This window comes from Psychromonas sp. CD1 (assembly GCF_002239585.1).
In the GTDB taxonomy this organism is placed as follows: Bacteria; Pseudomonadota; Gammaproteobacteria; order Enterobacterales; family Psychromonadaceae; genus Psychromonas.
This window is the reverse complement of the sequence record NZ_NDFH01000003.1, coordinates 1,183,410-1,201,767: the sequence shown is the minus strand read 5'-3', so window position 1 is coordinate 1,201,767 and position 18,358 is coordinate 1,183,410. Positions and strand designations below refer to the sequence as shown.

The window sequence follows — 18,358 nt, the reverse complement described above, 5'->3', positions numbered from 1 at the left end:
TTAGTGAAGGATAAAAACGATACATTGTTGCTTTTTATCCTTCATCAATGAGCAGCAGAGAACTTGATGTAACAGTCAGTCACTATGATTAAACATTTGAGATGTTAATTTATTTACTCTAAAAGTCGATTAAGTTCACAATTCAAAAAACGTTTGTGGCGAAGCATTTTATTAGCAATCCTGCAACGCAAGGAGATAAAAGCGTTTATCACTCTATTCTAAATGAATTCAGTTATCCTAATCCAGAGCAGGGCTTACAATTTACATCTATTGTCGACTCCGATAGTAACGATAATGGTAATGGTTCATCAGGCTTTAATTCGGCGGGGTGGGCATGACATCTACTGAAACCGTTTATAATAATGAGGCTGTGCTTAAAATAGATCCTTATGTGCTAAAAGATGGAATTAATGAAGATTTGCTTGAAATGGTCGTTTTACGTCGAATACACAACCCTAAAGAAGGTGTTGAATTACTAGGTGAAATAGTAGAAGAACAAGGTGCTGCGGAAGGATTTGGTGTTGCTTTTGTTGATAAAAATGAAATATGGTACCTTGAAACAGGCAGTGGTCACCAATAGATGATCGAAAAATACCGAAAGATAAATATTTCAGGTGATTCAGATTACTTAGCCTTACCGACTTTAATTTTATTTTAGAAAGGCATTGGGCTTGCTAAATTCAATAAAGACGGTTGCTTAGATTTCATCAATCTTATTCACGAAATGTAGACAATGATAATTACCCTCGAGTTTGGACGCTACAAAATCTCTAGGCTGAGGGTTTAACAACTAAAATTGATGCCAGTGGCAATTATCCTCTATTTTTAACACCAACGCATAAATTATCGATAGAGTAGCAGGTTTACGTAATCGCTTTGAAGGCACTAAGCATGATCCTTATACAAGCGAAAACCCTAAAGAAAAATATCGTCTAATTTCAGTTTTCCGGTCGATGCAATCACATACTTTACAAGTTCAGCCAAAATTACCACAAGCAATTGGTGAAGTGCAATATGTCGCTTGGGGAATGGCTTCCATCGGGGTGTATATTCCTTTTTATCAAGGCATGACAAAAATTCCAGAGAACTATAAAATAGGTGCTTCTACCGCAGATAATCAGTCTGCCAATAGGAAATTCAGAAAATTACAGAGTTTAACGAGGACTAACTGGAAAATATTTTCTCTAATTGTGATAAAGGCATACCATCAATTTGAAGTTGAAACAACAGTGCAGCAACGCCAACTTGAAAAAGCATATTTAGTGATGTATAAGAAAAACCCAAATAAAGCTCGGATGCTCATTAATCAATTCGAGCAAAAAATAACGGATAAAGTCCTCGTATTAACGGATAAATTAACCAATGAGCTATTTACTAAGCTGACCCATAATATGGATGTAACCTATAAATTTGCAGGAGCATAAGCTCTTTGTAAATAATCGTTCAAAATAAAAGGATTTTAGGCGATTATTTAAAATAATAAGTCCCATTATTATTTTGCTCGGTCATAAAAAAATAATCATCTAAAAGTAAAATAAGTCACAATATAATAAATAAAAAACTCTTTGTGACTCGCCACGCAGAAGATACTACGTTGTAGGTATATTGTGTTGCAAGTTATTCAAACTCAAGAGGTTAGTATGAAAAAGATATCTTTACTCGCAACGATGATAGCCAGTATTCTTAGTGGAAATGCAATAGCATGTACAACTATTTTAGTGGGTTCACAAGCGACAACGGATGGCTCATATATTATTGCGAGAAATGAAGATCACTCTGCGAATATGGCGAAACGTTTTATTAGTCACCCTGCAACGCAGGGAGATACCAGTATTTATCGTTCGGTAAAAAATAATTTCAGTTATCCTAATCCAGAGCAGGGTTTACAATTTACGTTTATTGCAGATTCAGATACTAATAATCAAGGGCATGGTTCAAATGGATTTAATTCAGCCGGTGTAGGCATGACATCTACTGAAACCGTTTTCAATAATGATGCAGTGCTTAAAATTGACCCTTATTTATTGCAAGATGGGATTAATGAAGATGCGATGCTTAACGTGGTTCTACCCCGGATACACAGTGCTAAAGAGGGTGCGGAAGTTTTAGGTGAAATCATAGAAGAGCAAGGTGTGGCGGAAGGTTTTGGTGTTGCTTTTGTCGATAAAAATGAAATCTGGTATCTTGAAACTGGCAGTGGTCACCAATGGATGGCTCGAAAAATACCGAAAGATAAATATTTAGTATCGGCGAACCAAGGTCGCTTACAAACATATATTTCAGGTAATTCAGATTACTTAGCCTCTCCGACTTTAATCTCCTTTGCAAAAGACAATGGGTTGGCTAAATTTAATAAAGACGGTAGCTTAGATTTTCATAAATCATATTCACGAAATGTAGACAATGATAATTATTATAATTACCCTCGAGTTTGGACGCTACAGAACTTATATACTGAAGGATTGACGACTAAAATTGATGCCGGTGGCAATTATCCTGTATTTTTAACACCAACGCATAAATTATCGATAGAGGATGTTAAAGAAGGTTTACGTAATCGTTTTGAAAGCACTAAACATGATCCTTATACAAGCGCAAACCCTAAAGAGAAATATCGTCCGATTGCTGTTTTCCGTACACAGCAGTCGCATATTATGCAAGTTCAGCCAAAATTACCGCAAGCCATTGGTGAAGTGCAATATATTTCTTGGGGTATGACCTCAATTGGTGTTTATATTCCCTTTTATCAAGGCATGACAAAAATACCTGATAGTTATAATCTTGGCTCATATGATGCCGATAACCAATCTGCCAGCTGGAAGTTCAGAAAGTTACAGACTTTAACTATGACTAACTGGAATGAATTTTCACCGATTGTGATAAAGGCATATCATCAATTTGAAGTTGAAACGACAGCGCAGCAACGCCAACTTGAGAAAGTGTATTTAGCGACGTACAAGAAAAACCCAAAGAAAGCGCAGATGATGATTAATCAGTTCGAAGAAAAAATAACGGATAAAGTTTTCGTTTTAACTGATAAATTAACCAATGAACTCTTTACTAAGCTAACCCATAATACGGATGTAACCTATAAGTTTGCAGGAGCTTAGATATTTTGTGGTAAATAATAGCCCAAGATTAAAATGTCTTGGGCTATTACGTCAAACGATGAAAGCATATAAATCGTAATAATTTAAAGCTTAAACTATATAAACTCAAGGGCAAGACGCACTGCAAAAAGAAGTAAAACAACACCCATTATTCGTTCAAATACAACACTATACCTAATAAATTTAGATCGAATACGTTCTTGTGTGAATAAAAAGGACACCAGAGTAAACCATAATATAGTGCTTGAAATTATCCATACCCCATATATAGATTGCACCATAAAGGGGGTGTTAACGCTGACAATAGTTGTGAAAATAGCTAAAAAAAAGAAAGCCGCTTTTGGATTTAAAAGATTGGTAAGAAAGCCTAATAAAAAGGCTTTTTTATGATGACTTTCCCCTACGCTAACATTTTCTAATTGTTCTTCATTGACGCCTATATTTTTTTTATTAAACAATAAACTAAGACCTAGGTAAGTGAGATAAAGAGCGCCAATAATTTGGATCCCTATAAAAATAGGCCGTGATTGAGTGATAATGAAGCCAATTCCGAGTAAGGTATAAGCGACATGAACAGATATTCCTGCGCCAATTCCTAGGCTGGTGATAATGGCAGTTTTACGTCCAAAACGGAGGCTTTGGTTAACTACGATTGCAAAATCAGGGCCAGGGCTCATCACCGCTAAGAGATGTATAATAGTGATCATTAAAAATTCATGTAAATATGGCATGGATAAAAACTTTTGTTACAAAAGGTTAGGCTACAATAGCGTATTCGATCACAATTATACAAGGTTAAATTATGTCTGGATTCATTAACTTTCCTCTTCCGGTATTAGGTTTTGCAGCGTTTAGTGGCACCGGAAAAACCACGTTGTTGGAAAAATTGATCCCTATGTTAAACGATCGTGGCCTTCGAATTGCATTAATTAAACATAGTCATCATGATATAGAACTAGATGAACCAGGAAAAGATAGTTTTAGATTACGTAAAGCGGGCCTCTCTCAATTGGTGTTAGCGGGTCCTCGGCGATCTATCTTATTTAAAGAGTATGTACAAAAGACAGAGAAAAAGTTAATAGATCAATTAAATTTATTACAGACAGATGAATTAGATCTGGTGCTAGTTGAAGGTTATAGGGATGAGAAATTTGTTAAAATCGAGTTACATCGCTGTCTTCTTAATAAACCTTTTCTTTATCTTAATGATCCATGGATAATTGCGTTAGCGTTGGATACCTCGACGCAAAAGCATACTGTGCCCGTATTAAATATTAATGATGTTGAGCAAATAAAAATATTTATCATTGACTGGATAGGATCTATAAAAAATAGAATAACATTGAAATAAATCTGAATAAGGAAATCATTGAATGCTTATACCAAAAGATTTTGTTCATTATAAAAGTAGCTTGATCATGAATAAAAATAACGTTCCTAAATTGTTTTTATTTGAACATAATACCAAAGCTGGCGTTTATGGTGAAATATGTGTTCTAGCTGGATCTTTAAAATTTTATGGCTTTAGTGAGCGCAGAGGAATAATAGAGAAAGAGCTTATTATTCACCGTGGAGAAATTGCGGTATCTGCGCCAGAATATTGGCATAAAGTTGAGTTTCTAACTGAAAACACTCAATTTCAAGTTAAATTTTATGCACATAAAAGTTCACAAATTATTATTGATAACTCATCGGAACGTAATACGGATTGTGAATAAATATCTTATTTCATATTAGGGGGATGATTTAAAGCTCAAACATTTTTTGTATTAATTCAAATTGAGTTGCATTTTTAGGTAAATTTTTGCGTTCTTTACCTAAAAGGTAGTTTTCTTTGAAGGTTTCAAAAAATAGATTTAGCAGGTTTGCATTGTTTGTTTCATTGATAAATTCTAGTGCGCAGGCTGCGACTTCAGCCGTTGCTAATTGATTACTTTTACTTGCCTTGCGCACTAAATATTGTGAAGTGTTTTTTGGCGTAAAAGACAGTACCGGAAAGTCATTAAGGTAAGGGCTTTTACGGAACATTTTTTTGGCTTGTGCCCAGCTGCCATCGAGCAAAATGAATAACGGCCGTTTGTTTGCACTTATGCCATTGTATTGTAAAAGATTTTCTGGCGAGCAGTATTCTTCAGGGAAGATCACAATAGGCTGCCATTGAGGGTCTTTTAGTAAGGTAAGCATTTTAATTTCCGGTTCTGTTCTTGACCAAATATAAGCAAAGGTATCCGGGATAAGATCTGCAATAAGTCGACCTGTATTACTTGGTTTTAATATCTTATCATCGTACATTAAGATTAAAAAGGCACATCGTGAATGTACGGTTTTTTTTATAGAGCAAATACATAAATTTGGTAGCAACATACAATTTATACAGCGTTTAATACGACCTCCTCGTGCTAAAAAAGGTCGAGTAGAGCGTGCTAAGCGTTGTTGGTAAAGTTTATGTAGGGCATGAATTCGCATAAAAAATATTTACTAAAAAAATAAAACACTATTATAACCTGCTTGGTACTATATTAGACATATTTTATGTTGTGCTGTGTATTGAATAACCTGCTTGGTACTATATTAGACATATTTTATGTTGTGCTGTGTATTGAGAATTGAAAGGCGGTTAATAAATGTATCAAAAATTACAACAATATTTTGGTTTTGAATCTTTTCGAGAAGGCCAAGAATCGGTTATCCGCACGCTGTTAAATGCGCAAAGTGCGGCCGCTATCTTTCCTACGGGTTCAGGTAAGTCTTTATGTTATCAATTACCTGCATTATGCCTACCTCATTTAACTTTAGTGGTGTCACCCTTACTTGCCTTAATTCAAGACCAACTTGATTTTCTACATCAAAAAGGGATCGCCGCTGATAGCATTCAGTCGATGCAGAGTGCAAAAGAATCGGCAGATGTGTATCGGCAAGTGACTGAAGGTAAAATCAAAATTTTATTTATTTCTGTTGAGCGTTTGAATAGTGAGCGTTTTAGATTGTTTTTAAAAACGATTCCCATTTCATTGTTAGTGGTTGATGAAGCCCATTGCATTTCTGAATGGGGGCATAACTTTCGCCCTGATTATTTAAAGCTGGCGCAATATCGTGCGGAATTTAATATTCCTCAAGTTTTATTGTTAACCGCAACTGCCACATCAAAAGTGATTGCAGATATGGCAAATAAGTTTTCGATTCTACCTGAAAACATTACCCAAACGGGGTCGTATCGGAGTAATTTAAACTTAGAAGTCCTCGGCGTAAGCGAAGCTAACAAATTAAAGATATTATTTCCGTGGTTAGCCTGCCACGCCGCTGAATCCGGGATAGTTTATGTGACTTTACAACACACTGCGCAATATGTCGCACAGTCATTAACCCGAGCGGGCATCCCCGCAGAAGCTTATCATGCTGGGATGAATAGTGATAAGCGCATCGCTATTCAGCAACGTTTCATGTCAGGGGAGTTATCATTAATTGTGGCAACAATCGCTTTTGGCATGGGTATTGATAAAAGTAACATTCGTTTTGTAGTGCATTATGACCTGCCTAAATCAATTGAAAATTATGCACAAGAAATTGGTCGAGCAGGACGTGACGGGCACCGAAGTCACTGTTTGTTGCTGGCGAATATAAGTAATATTAATGTGTTAGAAAATTTTGTTTATAGTGATACGCCTGAAGCATTTGGCATCGATTTTATTTTGAGTGAAATGACGAAATCGGGATCGCAATGGGAGGTGTTAATGAATAGTCTTTCAGATCGTTCTAACATACGTTTATTGGCACTAAAAACATTATTAGTTTACTTAGAATTAGAAGGGGTGTTACGTCCTGCATATAGCTATTATGCCGAGTATCGTTATAAATTATTAGTCTCAGAAAATCAATTGTTAGCACGTTTTAAAGGTGAACGATTAAGTTTTATCCAAGCAATTTTACACAGCTCAGATAAAGCACGAACGTGGGCAAGCCTTAATTTTGAAAAATTAAGTGTTTTATATCATAGTCCACGTAGCAGAGTGATCACTGCTATCGATTATTTAGCCCAGCAAGGATTTATAGAGTTACAAAATAAGCAGATGACATTGGTTTATCATGTTACGGAAAAAACAATTGATAATGATTTAAAACGGCGATTGTTACAGCGTTTTCTTGAAAAAGAGCAAAGCGAGATACAGCGTATACATTTTTTAATTGATTTCTTTTCAAGTGAGCGTTGTTTAAATTTACAGCTGGCTGAATATTTCTCCGATCCTAAATTAAAAGGTGCATGCTTGCATTGTAGTGTTTGTGCAGGGAATATTGCGCTCATGCCCGAACAAGATAAGTTATGCCTGCTTAATGAATTTGATTTTTACACTTTGAGCCAAGATATTCAAAAAGAATTAGGATTGCAGAACAGTGCGACTTTAATAGCTCGATTTTTTTGTGGTTTAAACACGCCTATTTTTAAGCGTTTAAAAGTTCGTAAATTTTCTGCCTTTGCACAGTTCAGTCAATATCGTTTTGCACAAGTAAAAAAATGGGTAGAAGCACACATGAAGGCATAAACAAAAAGGTATAATGTATCCTTATTTGAAGAATGCGTGTTGAAAGTTGCATCTGCAAATAGAATCCGTATAAAGTACAAAAAAATCAATCTAAGTGATGAGAGTAAAATGACCAAGAAAAAACGTATTTATATAGCTTATACAGGCGGCACTATCGGAATGAAGCCTTCAAAAGAAGGTTTTGTTCCTGTTGCTGGATATTTATCGCAGACCATTGCGGACATGCCTGAATTTTTCCATGATGATATGCCTGATTTTGAAATTTTTGAATATGATCCCTTAATTGATTCTGCCAATGTATCTCCGAAAATTTGGCAAACGTTAGCATTAGATATCCAAGCTCGCTATCATGACTTTGATGGTTTTATTATATTACATGGCACCGATACAATGTCTTATACGGCTTCTGCGCTTTCTTTTGTTTTTGAAAACTTATCTAAACCTGTCATCATCACAGGTTCGCAAATACCGTTGTCTCAATTACGCACTGATGCGCGAATTAATTTATTAAATGCTTTATATATTGCAGCTTATCATCCAATTAATGAAGTCAGTTTGTTTTTTAACAATCAACTTTTTCGGGGTAATCGTAGCAGTAAACAAGATGCTGATGGTTTTGATGCATTCGTTTCTCCAAATTATCCGGCACTATTAGAAGCGGGTATTCAAATAAAGAATATTGCAGGTAGTAAACAAGCATTGCTCAATACACGTTTAAATGTGAGTGAAATAAGAGAGCAATCAGTGGTTATCTTGCCTCTTTTTCCGGGTATTGATTGGAATATTCTTGAGATGCTATTAGAGAGTCCACTACAAGCATTAGTGTTGCTCACGTATGGTGTAGGTAATGCCCAGCAAGATGATAAATTATTGAATATCTTAAAAAGCGCCACTGAGCGCGGAGTGTTAATTGTTAACTGTAGTCAATGTTTAAAAGGTAAAGTTAATATGGGTGGCTATGCAACGGGAAATTCTTTGTTGGAGGCGGGAGTTATCAGTGGTTTGGATATGACGATAGAAACGGTGATAACAAAACTATATTACTTATTAAGCCAAGATTTACCTATTAGTGTTGTTGCTGAGTTATTGACAACAAATCTACGTGGTGAGTTAAGCTAGGCATTCGGTGGGTTTATACTTTAAAAGGTGACAAAACACACAAAATGATGGCTAATTGAGCGTTGTGCTTGTTATATTGTTTTTTTGTAAATAAACGCTTGCCAATGTGATTTAGATCCCTATAATGCGACCCCACAGACACAGGATGTAACGCGAGTTACCGCGGTGTTAACCCATATTACCCGTTCGCGTCGTATGAGTACCTCCACACAGTTCGGTTGAAAATTCACCCATGCTTACAACTCGTACAATCTCATCATATTTTTCACCGAATAATGCCATTGCACCCGCGGCCTTTGCATCATCGATAGAAGTTAAATTAGTTAATACACTCGAATTCTCACGAATTGCATTATTCACTAAATAATTGACTTTCTCTAATGTTTCATTAGATAAAGCTTCAGTATGTGAAAAATCAAAACGTAATTTATTCGCATCACATAAACTGCCTTTTTGAACAACATGCTCACCCAAGACCAGACGTAATGCTGCGTGCAATAAATGTGTTGCCGAGTGATGTAATGCTATCTCTTTACGTTGTTCACTATCAACTTCTGCATGGACATTATCCAGTACGTTAATAGAGCCTCTGCTGACATAGCCAATATGTAAATATGTGTCACCTGATTTTTTAGTATCCGTAACGGTAAATATGCCCTCTTTTAAAACAAGAATACCACCATCACCAACCTGCCCACCAGACTCAGCATAAAAAGGTGTTTGATTTAAAACAACTTGACCTTTATCACCTTCTTTTAAACAAGGTACTAACTTACCGTCTTGTACTAATATGCTAACAATGGCGCCGTGTTGTAAATACCCATAACCCAAAAATTGGGTTTTTTCATCAAACTTAAGACCTTTATTATAATCAACACCAAAGTTATTCGCTTGTTGCGCACGCGTTCTTTGCTCTGCCATTGATTTATCAAAACCCTCGATGTCGATAGTTAAGCCTCGTTCACGGGCAATATCTGCCGTTAAATCTGCAGGAAAACCATAAGTATCATAAAGTTTAAAAACGGTTGCTCCTGATATGACTTTTCCTTGTAATTTATCTAAGGCATTATCAAGGATCTGTAAGCCACGCTCTAATGTTTTGGCAAACTGCTCTTCTTCAAGACGTAATGTTTTTTCAACAAAATCACGCTGTTTTAACAATTCAGGATATGTATCTCCCATTTGTAATATCAATTCGGCGTAAATTTTAAAAAGTTATAAGTTCACAAATTAGGTAATCTACTTGTTTAGAATAGATTTTATTGAGGTATCTCGTGTCTCGTACTTTTAAACAACGTTTAGCTGCTATAGAAAAAAAACCACAATCATTAACAGGCCTTGGCCGAGGCATTGAACGTGAAGCGTTACGTGTCGATGAAAATGGTCATCTTTCACAAAAATCACATCCTTATGCTTTTGGTAGTGCACTTTGCCATACATCAATTACGACCGATTATGCAGAAAGTTTATTAGAGTTTATAACACCTGTCGCGCGAACGGTTCCTCAATTATTAGACTATTTAAATGACATACATCATTACGTTGCTAAGAATTTAGATGCTAATGAAACCCTTTGGCCAATAAGCATGCCTTGTTATGTGGATGATGAAAGTAAGGTTGAACTGGCGCAATATGGTACGTCGAATGTAGGTTTAATGAAAACAACGTATCGACATGGTTTGAGTCAGCGTTATGGTAGCATGATGCAAATAATCTCCGGCGTGCATTATAACTTTTCATTGCCTGACGATTTTTGGGCTGTTTGGGCTGAAATACATGAGTCAGAATTAGAAGGTAAAGATCTCCAATCAGAGGGGTATTTAGGCTTAATTCGTAATTATTTACGCTATGGCTGGGTTATTCCTTTTCTGTTTGGTGCCTCGCCTGCTATTTGCAAATCTTTTGTTCAGGGTAAAAAAACACTTCTAAATTTCAAAACCTTGGGTGATGAAAGCATTTATCTGCCTTACGCAACCTCCTTACGGTTAAGTGATTTAGGCTATACCAGTAGTGAGCAAGCATCCTTAAACATTGTTTACAATAGTTTGCCCGAATACATCACTTCAGTGCGCGCTGCGTTGCAAAAAAAATCTCCAGCTTTTAAAAGTTTAGGTGTTAAAAAGGCAGGTAAATATGTACAGCTTAACGACCATATTTTACAAATAGAGAATGAACTCTATGCATCTATTCGGCCTAAACGTGTTTTACAAGAGGGAGAAACGCCATCTCAAGCCTTAGATTCTCGAGGTATTGAGTATGTTGAAATTCGCTCATTAGATGTTAACCCTTTCGAGACGATAGGCATAAGCGAAGAGCAAATTCACTTTCTGGATCTGTTTTTAATTTGGTGTGTCATGCGTCCATCCGCTTCTTTAAATACCGAGCAAGCGCTACATTACAATGCTAATTTTAATAGCGTCGTACTCGAAGGGCGCAAACCTGACTTACAATTAGAGATTGAAGGCAGCCGTAAAAGTATTGCAGAATGGGGCGCAATGTTAAGTGCTGAATTGCAACAATTAGCGTTTGTCCTTGATAAAAATACAACGGGCAATCATTATAGTGAAGCGATAAAACATATTTCAGGGCGTTTTAGCCAGACAGAGCTTACCAGCTCCGCACGTGTGTTATCGGGTTTGACTGGGCAAAGTCGCAGTAAGTGTTCGCTTGCTTTAGAGTTGTCTAAAGAGTATAAAAAGCAGTTGATAGAGCAAGATTATCGCTGTTATTCAGATGCTTATTTTGAGCAACAACAGGAATTATCTTTAAAGAAACAAGCTTTAAAAGAGAAATCAGACACGCTTAGTTTTGATGATTATTTACATAAATATTTTACTGATGCTAAAAAATAATAGGAGAAAGCGAACCCAAAGGCATTCATCAAATAGGATGTCTTGTGGGGCGTATTGCTAAGTCTAAAAAAGTATTCCATCCGTGCGTTTAATTAAAAGAAGGCTCTGTGTGTATGCAGGTTAAAAAGTGTTTTATTGTTTTAATGAGCTGTTTATATTTAACGGCTTGTGCGACCCCCCCACCCAAAAATCCAGATAACATTTGCTCTATCTTTTTTGAACACCGGGAGTGGTATGATGCATCGAAAGACATGCAAGAAACATGGGGTACGCCGATTCAGGTGCCTCTTGCTATGATGTACCAAGAAAGTAGCTTTAAGCATGATGCACGGCCACCTATGCAGTATTTCTGGTTCATTCCAATTGGGCGCGCCAGTGATGCTTATGGTTATGCTCAAGCTAAAACGATGACTTGGGGTGATTATAAGCGTGAAACTGGCAATAGCTGGGCAGACAGAGATGACTTTGATGATGCGGTTGATTTTATGGGTTGGTTTACGGCTAAAACGTATAAAATTAATGGCGTTTCTAAATGGAATGCTTATGCGCAATATTTAAACTACCACGAAGGTTGGGGTGGTTATAAAAATAAATCTTATAAGAAAAAGCCATGGTTAACGAAAGTGGCTTGGCGAGTCAATAACCGAGCTAAGAAATATGCAACGCAGTTGCGCGGTTGCCGTGAAAACTTAGATTCAAGTTGGCTATGGCGTTTGTTTTTTGATTAAAAAAAGATACGCGACGATGTAAGATGCATCGTCGCGTATCAGTCTATGTTTAACGCTTCTCTTCTTGGTATAAGGCGGGCATTACTTTAACGAGTTTAACCGTATTATTCTCAACTTCTAAAATCTCCATCGGGTAACCACAAATACGCGCACTGATATTATTATTGGGGATCTCTTCAAGGTGCTCTAAAATCAAGCCGTTTAAGGTGCGTGGCCCATTGGTTGGCAGTTTCCAGCCCATCTCTTTATTAATATCTCGAATACCAAGACTGCCTTCCATAATATAGGAGTCATCTTGCTGTTTTCGAATCTCTTCTGAGCTACTCGGCTCACGTGTGGTGGTAAAATCACCGACAATTTCTTCTAATATATCAGCCAAAGTAACCAAGCCTTGAATATCACCATATTCATCAACAACTAAACCAATGCGCTCTTTATTATATTGAAATTTACTTAATTGTGTATTGAGAGGCGTGCCTTCAGGGATAAAATAAAGTTCTCTGACGCTGCGTAGCAACGTGGTTTTAGAGAAATCTTCTTTTAATAAAATATTTAAACAATCTCGAGCATGTATAAAGCCAATCGCGTCATCAATACTATCTCGATAGAGCAGTGTCATAGTATGTGTTCGATGTTGTAGCTGTTTTAATATGCTTTCCCAATCGAGATTAATATCAATACCATCGATTTCATTACGAGGTATCATTATTTCATCCACGGTGACTTTTTCAAGTTCAAGAAATATTTATTTATGTGATCTACTACCATTTATGCGCGCAGGAAAACCATTATTAGCTATTTATCAAGATAATATTATTTCACGCACAAAACGGCTTCCAAAATAGGCAAGAGTGAGTAATGACGATGCGGCGATGGTAATGTAAATGGTCATTCTGCCACGCCAGCCTCGTTTAAAGTGTCCCCATAATAATACGGCGTAAATTATCCACGCAAGTAGCGTGAGGATAACTTTATGAGCGTTCTCTTTATAAAAAATATGATCGAGAAAGAAAAAACCGGTAATTAAGGTACAGGTTAATAAAATAAAACCTATCAAAACAAATTGAAATAAACTTTTCTCCAGCGTCATTAAAGGGGGAAGGTTTAATTTGGTTTTAATCAGTTGAGGGCGTTTTAAATAATGATTTAAATAAGCAAGTTGTAAGGCAAAAAGACTGGCAATGGTTAATATCGAATAGGCTAATAAAGCAAAAAGAATGTGTGTACCGATTAACGGATGAGTATCTAAATGCGTAATATAATGGCTCGGAAGATATGCGATAGAGATAAAGGTTAATATTGAGAAAGCATAAACAACCGGTAACAACACCCCAGTATTAAAACGTTTATTGGCAAGTGTCGAGAGTAACGCAATAATAAACGTAACCATCGAAAGCACATTTAACATGGGTAAATTTTGACCGTTCACTAACAATATATTTTGATATAACCAAATAATATGCGTGCAAAATGCGAGACTTATGCACACTGAAAAATGTATGCGGTAAGTTATCGTATTTGAAAACAGGCGTTTACTTACAATGACACTTGCCACTAAGTAAAAAAAACTACTGCTTAATGCATAATAATCCATAGACGGTTCCAGTTATATGTCGTTTTATTTTTGATTCTATTCAAAAACTCAGACGAATGGCTGTGAAGACTCAATACGTATGAATAAAGATAGGCCGCCATAATAATGCAATCCTTAAATTTTTTTATGATGTGACGCATTAAAAGGATGACTGCTGATTTTTACATATACAAGGCTAACAGGTATAATCATTAATTATTCTTTTAATTTAGCAGTGAGATCTCTGATGTTTGAAAATTTAACTGAGCGACTATCGAAAACCCTGAAAAATATCAGTGGAAAAGGGCGTTTAACGGAAGACAATATTAAGTCTACCTTACGTGAAGTGCGAATGGCTTTATTAGAAGCGGATGTGGCTTTACCGGTTGTTAAAGAGTTTATTAAAGCGGTTAAGAAGCGTGCAGTGGGTCGTGAAGTTCAAAAAACATTAAATCCAGGACAAGCTTTTTTAAAAATAGTCCAATCTGAACTTGAACTGGCGATGGGCGAGGTGAATGAATCGCTCAATTTGGCAACACAACCCCCCGCCGTATTATTAATGGCAGGCTTACAAGGTGCAGGTAAAACGACCTCTGTTGCTAAATTAGCGCGACTATTAAAGAATAAAGAAAAAAAATCAGTATTAGTGGTCAGTGTGGATATTTATCGACCTGCCGCCATTAAACAGTTGGAAACATTAGCCACAGAGGTTGAGGTTGAGTTTTTCCCGAGTGATATTAGTCAAAAACCGATTGATATAGCTAATGCCGCCATACAGCATGCAAAAAAGAAATTTATTGATGTGGTGATAGTCGATACGGCAGGTCGTTTACATGTTGATACTGACATGATGAAAGAGATCCAAGATTTACATGCTGCGATTTCACCGATTGAAACCTTGTTTGTTGTAGATGCTATGACAGGACAAGATGCCGCCAATACCGCTAAGGCATTTAATGAAATGTTACCGTTAACCGGTATCATCTTAACCAAAGCGGACGGGGATGCACGAGGGGGTGCTGCACTATCTATTCGCCATATTACCGGTAAACCTATCAAGTTTATTGGTATGGGCGAGAAAGTAGATGCGCTTGAGGCCTTCCATCCGGATCGGATCGCATCACGTATATTAGGTATGGGTGATGTACTTAGCTTAATAGAAGATCTTGAGCAAAAAATAGACAAGAAAAAAGCGGAAAAACTCGCTAAAAAATTAAAAAAAGGTAAAGGTTTTGATCTCGAGGATTTTCGTGACCAATTAGTACAAATGAAAAGCATGGGTGGCATGACGAGCATGATGGAGAAATTGCCTGGAATGGGGCAAATGTCAGCTGCGATGAAAGGCCAAGTAAACGATAAAGCGACGGATCAAATGGAAGTGATCATTAACTCCATGACTAAAAAAGAGCGTGCGAAGCCTGAAATCATTAAAGGTGGACGTAAACGTCGTATTGCAACAGGCTCAGGCACTCAAATTCAAGATGTGAATAAGTTATTAAAACAGTTTACGCAGATGCAAAAAATGATGAAGAAAATGTCAGGAAAAGGCGGCATGCGCAAAATGATGTCGAGCATGCAAGGTATGTTACCACCGGGCATGGGCGGTATGGGAGGCATGGGTACGCCCCCTGGGCTGAGTAACTTTAGAAAAAAATAAGCAGTAGCTTAAAAGGCAAGTGAGCGCCCACTTACTTGCCTTGTTTTGGCTTCTGAAATAAGTAATGGCAGAGTATTGCCATTATCATACCTGCGAATAAGCCAATTAAATGTGCGTAATTAGCCACATTAACAGGCAAGATATTAACAAAGCCTAAAATAAGCCAAAACAGCAAAAAGAAAAAGTAAGATTGAGGTAAAGTCACTGAGCTTGTTTTATCTAATTTCCCATTTAACCAGCAGTATCCCACCAAAGCATAAACGACCCCACTCAGCCCCCCAAAGTAAGGGCTAACTAAAAAATATTGCGCTAAATTAGATGCAATGGCGGCAAACACAAAGAGTATAACTAATCGAGCGGTACCTTGGTTTTTCTCAATGACACCCGCAAGTTGCCACCACCATAATAAATTAAATACAATGTGTAACACGCTAAAATGCAAGAAAGCTGGACTAATAAAGCGCCAACTTTGAGAAAGATTAAAGGGCTGATTTGTAAAAAAAGATAAGGCAGTAAATGTAGATTCGGCAAAACCGATATTCATTAAGAGATAAACCAGCACGCAAAAACCGAGAATACCATGCGTGAAGGGGCCTGCATGGTGCACAAAGTTATCAAGCAAGCTCTCATTAGTCTCATAAGCACTGTTATGGCCTTGCTGTATGCTACCGGTGCTCCAGCTTGCAGATAAATATTTTGGTGCATTGGGGTTTTGTAGAAAAGCATCTAGCTCAGTTTGAGCCTGTGCTTGCTGGCTATTTTTTAAAAGAATAAGCACATAATTAAATTCATCGTTTTCAATATTATTATCAATATCAAGCGTATTTAAGTGGTCAGAGAAAGCCTGTGCAATACGTAAGTTTTGAAAGTAATACAAGCGAAACATAGGGTTAATTGCCTTTTTGAGGGAACTTCATTAAAAAAATATTGCTCTATACTGTGCGATATTAAAGTATTTAAGTAAATGATGTAAATAGATAATACAGATTAACGTGCTAACAAGTGCTTTTACTTATGTTGAATTGGGAGTCTTTGATATTTTTTAAATTATAAATATATGTATTATTTTTACTAATTAAATTAAGCGAAATACGGCTCTCAATAAAGAACCTTTATTTTACGGTATAATCAAAATATAACCAGTACATTGCAAAGGAGCTTAAAAATTGTACGTTATTGTCGGGTGTAAAATAAAAATTAACAAATATGAAAAAACATATTATTGCTCAGTATAAAAAAAGATGACGACTAAGTTCTTGTTATTGCTAAATCTATCGCTTTTTAGATGATTTGTTGCTAAAAATTAATATATGTTGGAGGTTTTTACTTTTATATGCATTATGGTTGGTTGTTTGTGTCGTTGATACTTTCTGGTTAAATACTTATGATGTAAGCTAATATCAGTTAATGAGTTGCAATAATGAAGAATACAAAATCAAATCAATTTAGTTCTCGCTTAGGTTTTATCATGGCAGCCGCTGGATCTGCGGTAGGTGTTGGTAATATTTGGGGCTTTCCAACACAAGCCGCATCCAATGGTGGAGGTGCATTTTTACTGGTTTACGTGATTTTAATTTTTATACTCGGTTATCCCATGTTAATGGCTGAATTAATGATTGGTAGACACGGACAAACAAATCCTGCCGATGCAATGGCTAAATTAGGGCGCAATAAGTGGAGCCGCTCAGTGGGTAAGGCGATTGGCTTTTCTTCTATAATTACGGCTATATTGATTTGTAGTTTTTATACGATCCTATCGGGCTGGTTTGTTAGTTTTGCTGTCGCTTCTATTGTGCGCGGTATGGGCTTGGAACAATTATCATTGTGGCTTACTGATTTTTCAGTTTCTCGAAATGTTGTTTTCACGAGTTTATTAATTGTGATGTCTATTTTTATTATTCGCCAAGGGGTACAAGACGGTATCGAAAAATGGTCTAAAAGACTTATGCCATTATTATTGGTGATTTTACTGGGTGGTGCCATTTATATTTTAACCTTACCTGGTGCGATGCAGGGATTATCTATCTTATTTACACCTGATTTTTCACGGGTTTTCGAGACAAAGGTATTAATGGGAGCATTAGGGCAAACATTTTTCTCTTTGACGATTGGTACTGGAGCTATGATGGTCTATGGATCATATATTAATAAAAAAGAGAATATAGCTAAGTTAACTGCATATGTAACTCTGATGGATACTGTTGTGGCATTTCTAGCTGCGATGATGATTATTCCTGCTATGTATGTTGCTCAACATAATGGTGTGGTTATTTTTGATGATAATGGACAATTACTTAATTCATCGACGCTTGTTTTCACTGTACTTCCACATTTATTTGATAGTATTGGGGGGCAATTACAATATATTCTTGGTTTTATTTTCTTTAGTTTAATGGCAATTGCTGGTTTAACTTCAACGATTTCGATTGTCGAAGTCCCTACGAGCTACCTTGTTGAAAAAACAAAGATTAATCGTAATAATGCGAGTTTAATGGTTGGCACTTTAATTTTAGTATTGTCATTGATTGTTGTTTTTTACTTTGACGCTCTTTTTAATTTTATGATCACTTTAACCACAGAAAGAGCACAGCCTTTAATAGCTTTAGGTATTGCGATTTATTTAGGCTGGGTGTGGAATCGTAAAGACCTTTTAGATGATATCTATGCACAAGATGGCGTTGATAATAACTCTTTATTTTGGAAAATATGGCCCTTCTACGTAAAATACATTTGCCCTACACTAATAATACTAATTATCGTGCAATTGTTTTTTTAAATACT

The 18,358-nt window shown here is 36.5% G+C and carries 15 protein-coding genes and 2 pseudogenes; 11 read left to right on the top strand and 6 right to left on the bottom strand.

Translation table 11 applies throughout. The features are described 5' to 3' along the window. The first annotated feature begins 155 nt into the window (after positions 1 to 155). From B8W84_RS08245 to B8W84_RS07065, 3 genes and pseudogenes are all read left to right on the top strand, one after another. Positions 156 to 580 (top strand): annotated as a pseudogene (locus B8W84_RS08245) (C69 family dipeptidase). A 262-nt stretch (positions 581 to 842) separates the two neighbouring features. After that, positions 843 to 1,424: a C69 family dipeptidase gene (locus B8W84_RS07070; protein WP_094752557.1), complete on the top strand. Its 582-nt coding sequence runs from the start codon at positions 843 to 845 to the stop codon at positions 1,422 to 1,424. Positions 1,425 to 1,640: 216 nt separating this feature from the next. Next, positions 1,641 to 3,110 carry a C69 family dipeptidase gene (locus B8W84_RS07065; protein WP_094752556.1) on the top strand — a complete coding sequence of 490 codons (1,470 nt, stop codon included), beginning with the start codon at positions 1,641 to 1,643 and terminating at the stop codon, positions 3,108 to 3,110. 95 nt (positions 3,111 to 3,205) lie between these two features. Here B8W84_RS07065 and B8W84_RS07060 read toward each other — a convergent pair whose 3' ends face one another. Further along, positions 3,206 to 3,841, bottom strand: a complete 636-nt coding sequence (locus tag B8W84_RS07060; protein WP_094752555.1) for a LysE family translocator — start codon at positions 3,839 to 3,841, stop codon at positions 3,206 to 3,208. 71 nt (positions 3,842 to 3,912) lie between these two features. On the opposite strand from B8W84_RS07060, the gene mobB reads away from it, so the two are divergent. Then, positions 3,913 to 4,461 carry a molybdopterin-guanine dinucleotide biosynthesis protein B gene (gene mobB / locus B8W84_RS07055; protein ID WP_094752554.1) on the top strand — a complete coding sequence of 183 codons (549 nt, stop codon included), beginning with the start codon at positions 3,913 to 3,915 and terminating at the stop codon, positions 4,459 to 4,461. A gap of 22 nt (positions 4,462 to 4,483) precedes the next feature. Further along, positions 4,484 to 4,828, top strand: coding sequence for a DUF1971 domain-containing protein (locus B8W84_RS07050; protein WP_094752553.1), 345 nt, complete (start codon positions 4,484 to 4,486; stop codon positions 4,826 to 4,828). A gap of 28 nt (positions 4,829 to 4,856) precedes the next feature. Here the strand turns inward: B8W84_RS07050 and B8W84_RS07045 are convergent, their stop codons facing one another. After that, positions 4,857 to 5,576, bottom strand: a complete 720-nt coding sequence (locus B8W84_RS07045; RefSeq protein ID WP_094752552.1) for a tRNA-uridine aminocarboxypropyltransferase — start codon at positions 5,574 to 5,576, stop codon at positions 4,857 to 4,859. Between the two features lie 158 nt (positions 5,577 to 5,734). Here B8W84_RS07045 and B8W84_RS07040 point away from each other — a divergent pair, with 158 nt between their 5' ends. Next, positions 5,735 to 7,648 (top strand): RecQ family ATP-dependent DNA helicase, encoded by a 1,914-nt coding sequence (locus B8W84_RS07040; protein ID WP_094752551.1) that lies wholly within the window; start codon positions 5,735 to 5,737, stop codon positions 7,646 to 7,648. A 108-nt stretch (positions 7,649 to 7,756) separates the two neighbouring features. Continuing rightward, complete coding sequence (gene ansA, locus B8W84_RS07035) at positions 7,757 to 8,767, top strand: asparaginase (protein ID WP_094752550.1); 1,011 nt, start codon at positions 7,757 to 7,759, stop codon at positions 8,765 to 8,767. A gap of 168 nt (positions 8,768 to 8,935) precedes the next feature. On the opposite strand, the gene B8W84_RS07030 is transcribed toward ansA, so the two are convergent. After that, a complete protein-coding gene (locus tag B8W84_RS07030) occupies positions 8,936 to 9,973 on the bottom strand; it encodes an alanine--tRNA ligase-related protein (protein ID WP_308293006.1) in 1,038 nt (345 codons plus the stop codon). Positions 9,974 to 10,041: 68 nt separating this feature from the next. On the opposite strand from B8W84_RS07030, the gene gshA reads away from it, so the two are divergent. Then, entirely contained in the window at positions 10,042 to 11,619 is a 1,578-nt protein-coding gene (gene gshA, locus B8W84_RS07025; protein WP_094752548.1) for a glutamate--cysteine ligase, read from the top strand. Positions 11,620 to 11,732: 113 nt separating this feature from the next. Continuing rightward, positions 11,733 to 12,347 carry a transglycosylase SLT domain-containing protein gene (locus tag B8W84_RS07020; protein WP_094752547.1) on the top strand — a complete coding sequence of 205 codons (615 nt, stop codon included), beginning with the start codon at positions 11,733 to 11,735 and terminating at the stop codon, positions 12,345 to 12,347. A 49-nt stretch (positions 12,348 to 12,396) separates the two neighbouring features. On the opposite strand, the pseudogene B8W84_RS07015 reads toward B8W84_RS07020, so the two are convergent. Then, positions 12,397 to 13,086: pseudogene (locus B8W84_RS07015) on the bottom strand (transporter associated domain-containing protein); the annotation flags it as partial. Between the two features lie 63 nt (positions 13,087 to 13,149). Continuing rightward, the gene (locus B8W84_RS07010) at positions 13,150 to 13,941 is read right to left on the bottom strand and encodes a cytochrome C assembly family protein (RefSeq protein ID WP_094752546.1); all 792 of its coding nucleotides are present in this window, start codon (positions 13,939 to 13,941) and stop codon (positions 13,150 to 13,152) included. Between the two features lie 226 nt (positions 13,942 to 14,167). Here B8W84_RS07010 and ffh point away from each other — a divergent pair, with 226 nt between their 5' ends. Then, positions 14,168 to 15,577: a signal recognition particle protein gene (gene ffh / locus B8W84_RS07005; protein ID WP_094752545.1), complete on the top strand. Its 1,410-nt coding sequence runs from the start codon at positions 14,168 to 14,170 to the stop codon at positions 15,575 to 15,577. A gap of 31 nt (positions 15,578 to 15,608) precedes the next feature. Here the strand turns inward: ffh and glpG are convergent, their stop codons facing one another. Continuing rightward, entirely contained in the window at positions 15,609 to 16,463 is an 855-nt protein-coding gene (gene glpG / locus B8W84_RS07000) for a rhomboid family intramembrane serine protease GlpG (RefSeq protein ID WP_094752544.1), read from the bottom strand. Positions 16,464 to 16,997: 534 nt separating this feature from the next. Here glpG and B8W84_RS06995 point away from each other — a divergent pair. Then, a complete protein-coding gene (locus tag B8W84_RS06995) occupies positions 16,998 to 18,353 on the top strand; it encodes a sodium-dependent transporter (RefSeq protein WP_094752543.1) in 1,356 nt (451 codons plus the stop codon). The last annotated feature ends 5 nt before the right edge of the window (positions 18,354 to 18,358 follow it).

Coding starts and splice junctions, on each gene's coding strand:
- B8W84_RS06995 (WP_094752543.1), top strand. CDS start 16,998: ATGAAGAATACAAAATCAAATCAATTTAGTTCTCGCTTAGGTTTTATC.
- B8W84_RS07065 (WP_094752556.1), top strand. CDS start 1,641: ATGAAAAAGATATCTTTACTCGCAACGATGATAGCCAGTATTCTTAGT.
- B8W84_RS07060 (WP_094752555.1), bottom strand. CDS start 3,841: ATGCCATATTTACATGAATTTTTAATGATCACTATTATACATCTCTTA.
- B8W84_RS07010 (WP_094752546.1), bottom strand. CDS start 13,941: ATGGATTATTATGCATTAAGCAGTAGTTTTTTTTACTTAGTGGCAAGT.
- ffh (WP_094752545.1), top strand. CDS start 14,168: ATGTTTGAAAATTTAACTGAGCGACTATCGAAAACCCTGAAAAATATC.
- ansA (WP_094752550.1), top strand. CDS start 7,757: ATGACCAAGAAAAAACGTATTTATATAGCTTATACAGGCGGCACTATC.
- B8W84_RS07050 (WP_094752553.1), top strand. CDS start 4,484: ATGCTTATACCAAAAGATTTTGTTCATTATAAAAGTAGCTTGATCATG.
- B8W84_RS07020 (WP_094752547.1), top strand. CDS start 11,733: ATGCAGGTTAAAAAGTGTTTTATTGTTTTAATGAGCTGTTTATATTTA.
- glpG (WP_094752544.1), bottom strand. CDS start 16,463: ATGTTTCGCTTGTATTACTTTCAAAACTTACGTATTGCACAGGCTTTC.
- B8W84_RS07045 (WP_094752552.1), bottom strand. CDS start 5,576: ATGCGAATTCATGCCCTACATAAACTTTACCAACAACGCTTAGCACGC.
- mobB (WP_094752554.1), top strand. CDS start 3,913: ATGTCTGGATTCATTAACTTTCCTCTTCCGGTATTAGGTTTTGCAGCG.
- B8W84_RS07040 (WP_094752551.1), top strand. CDS start 5,735: ATGTATCAAAAATTACAACAATATTTTGGTTTTGAATCTTTTCGAGAA.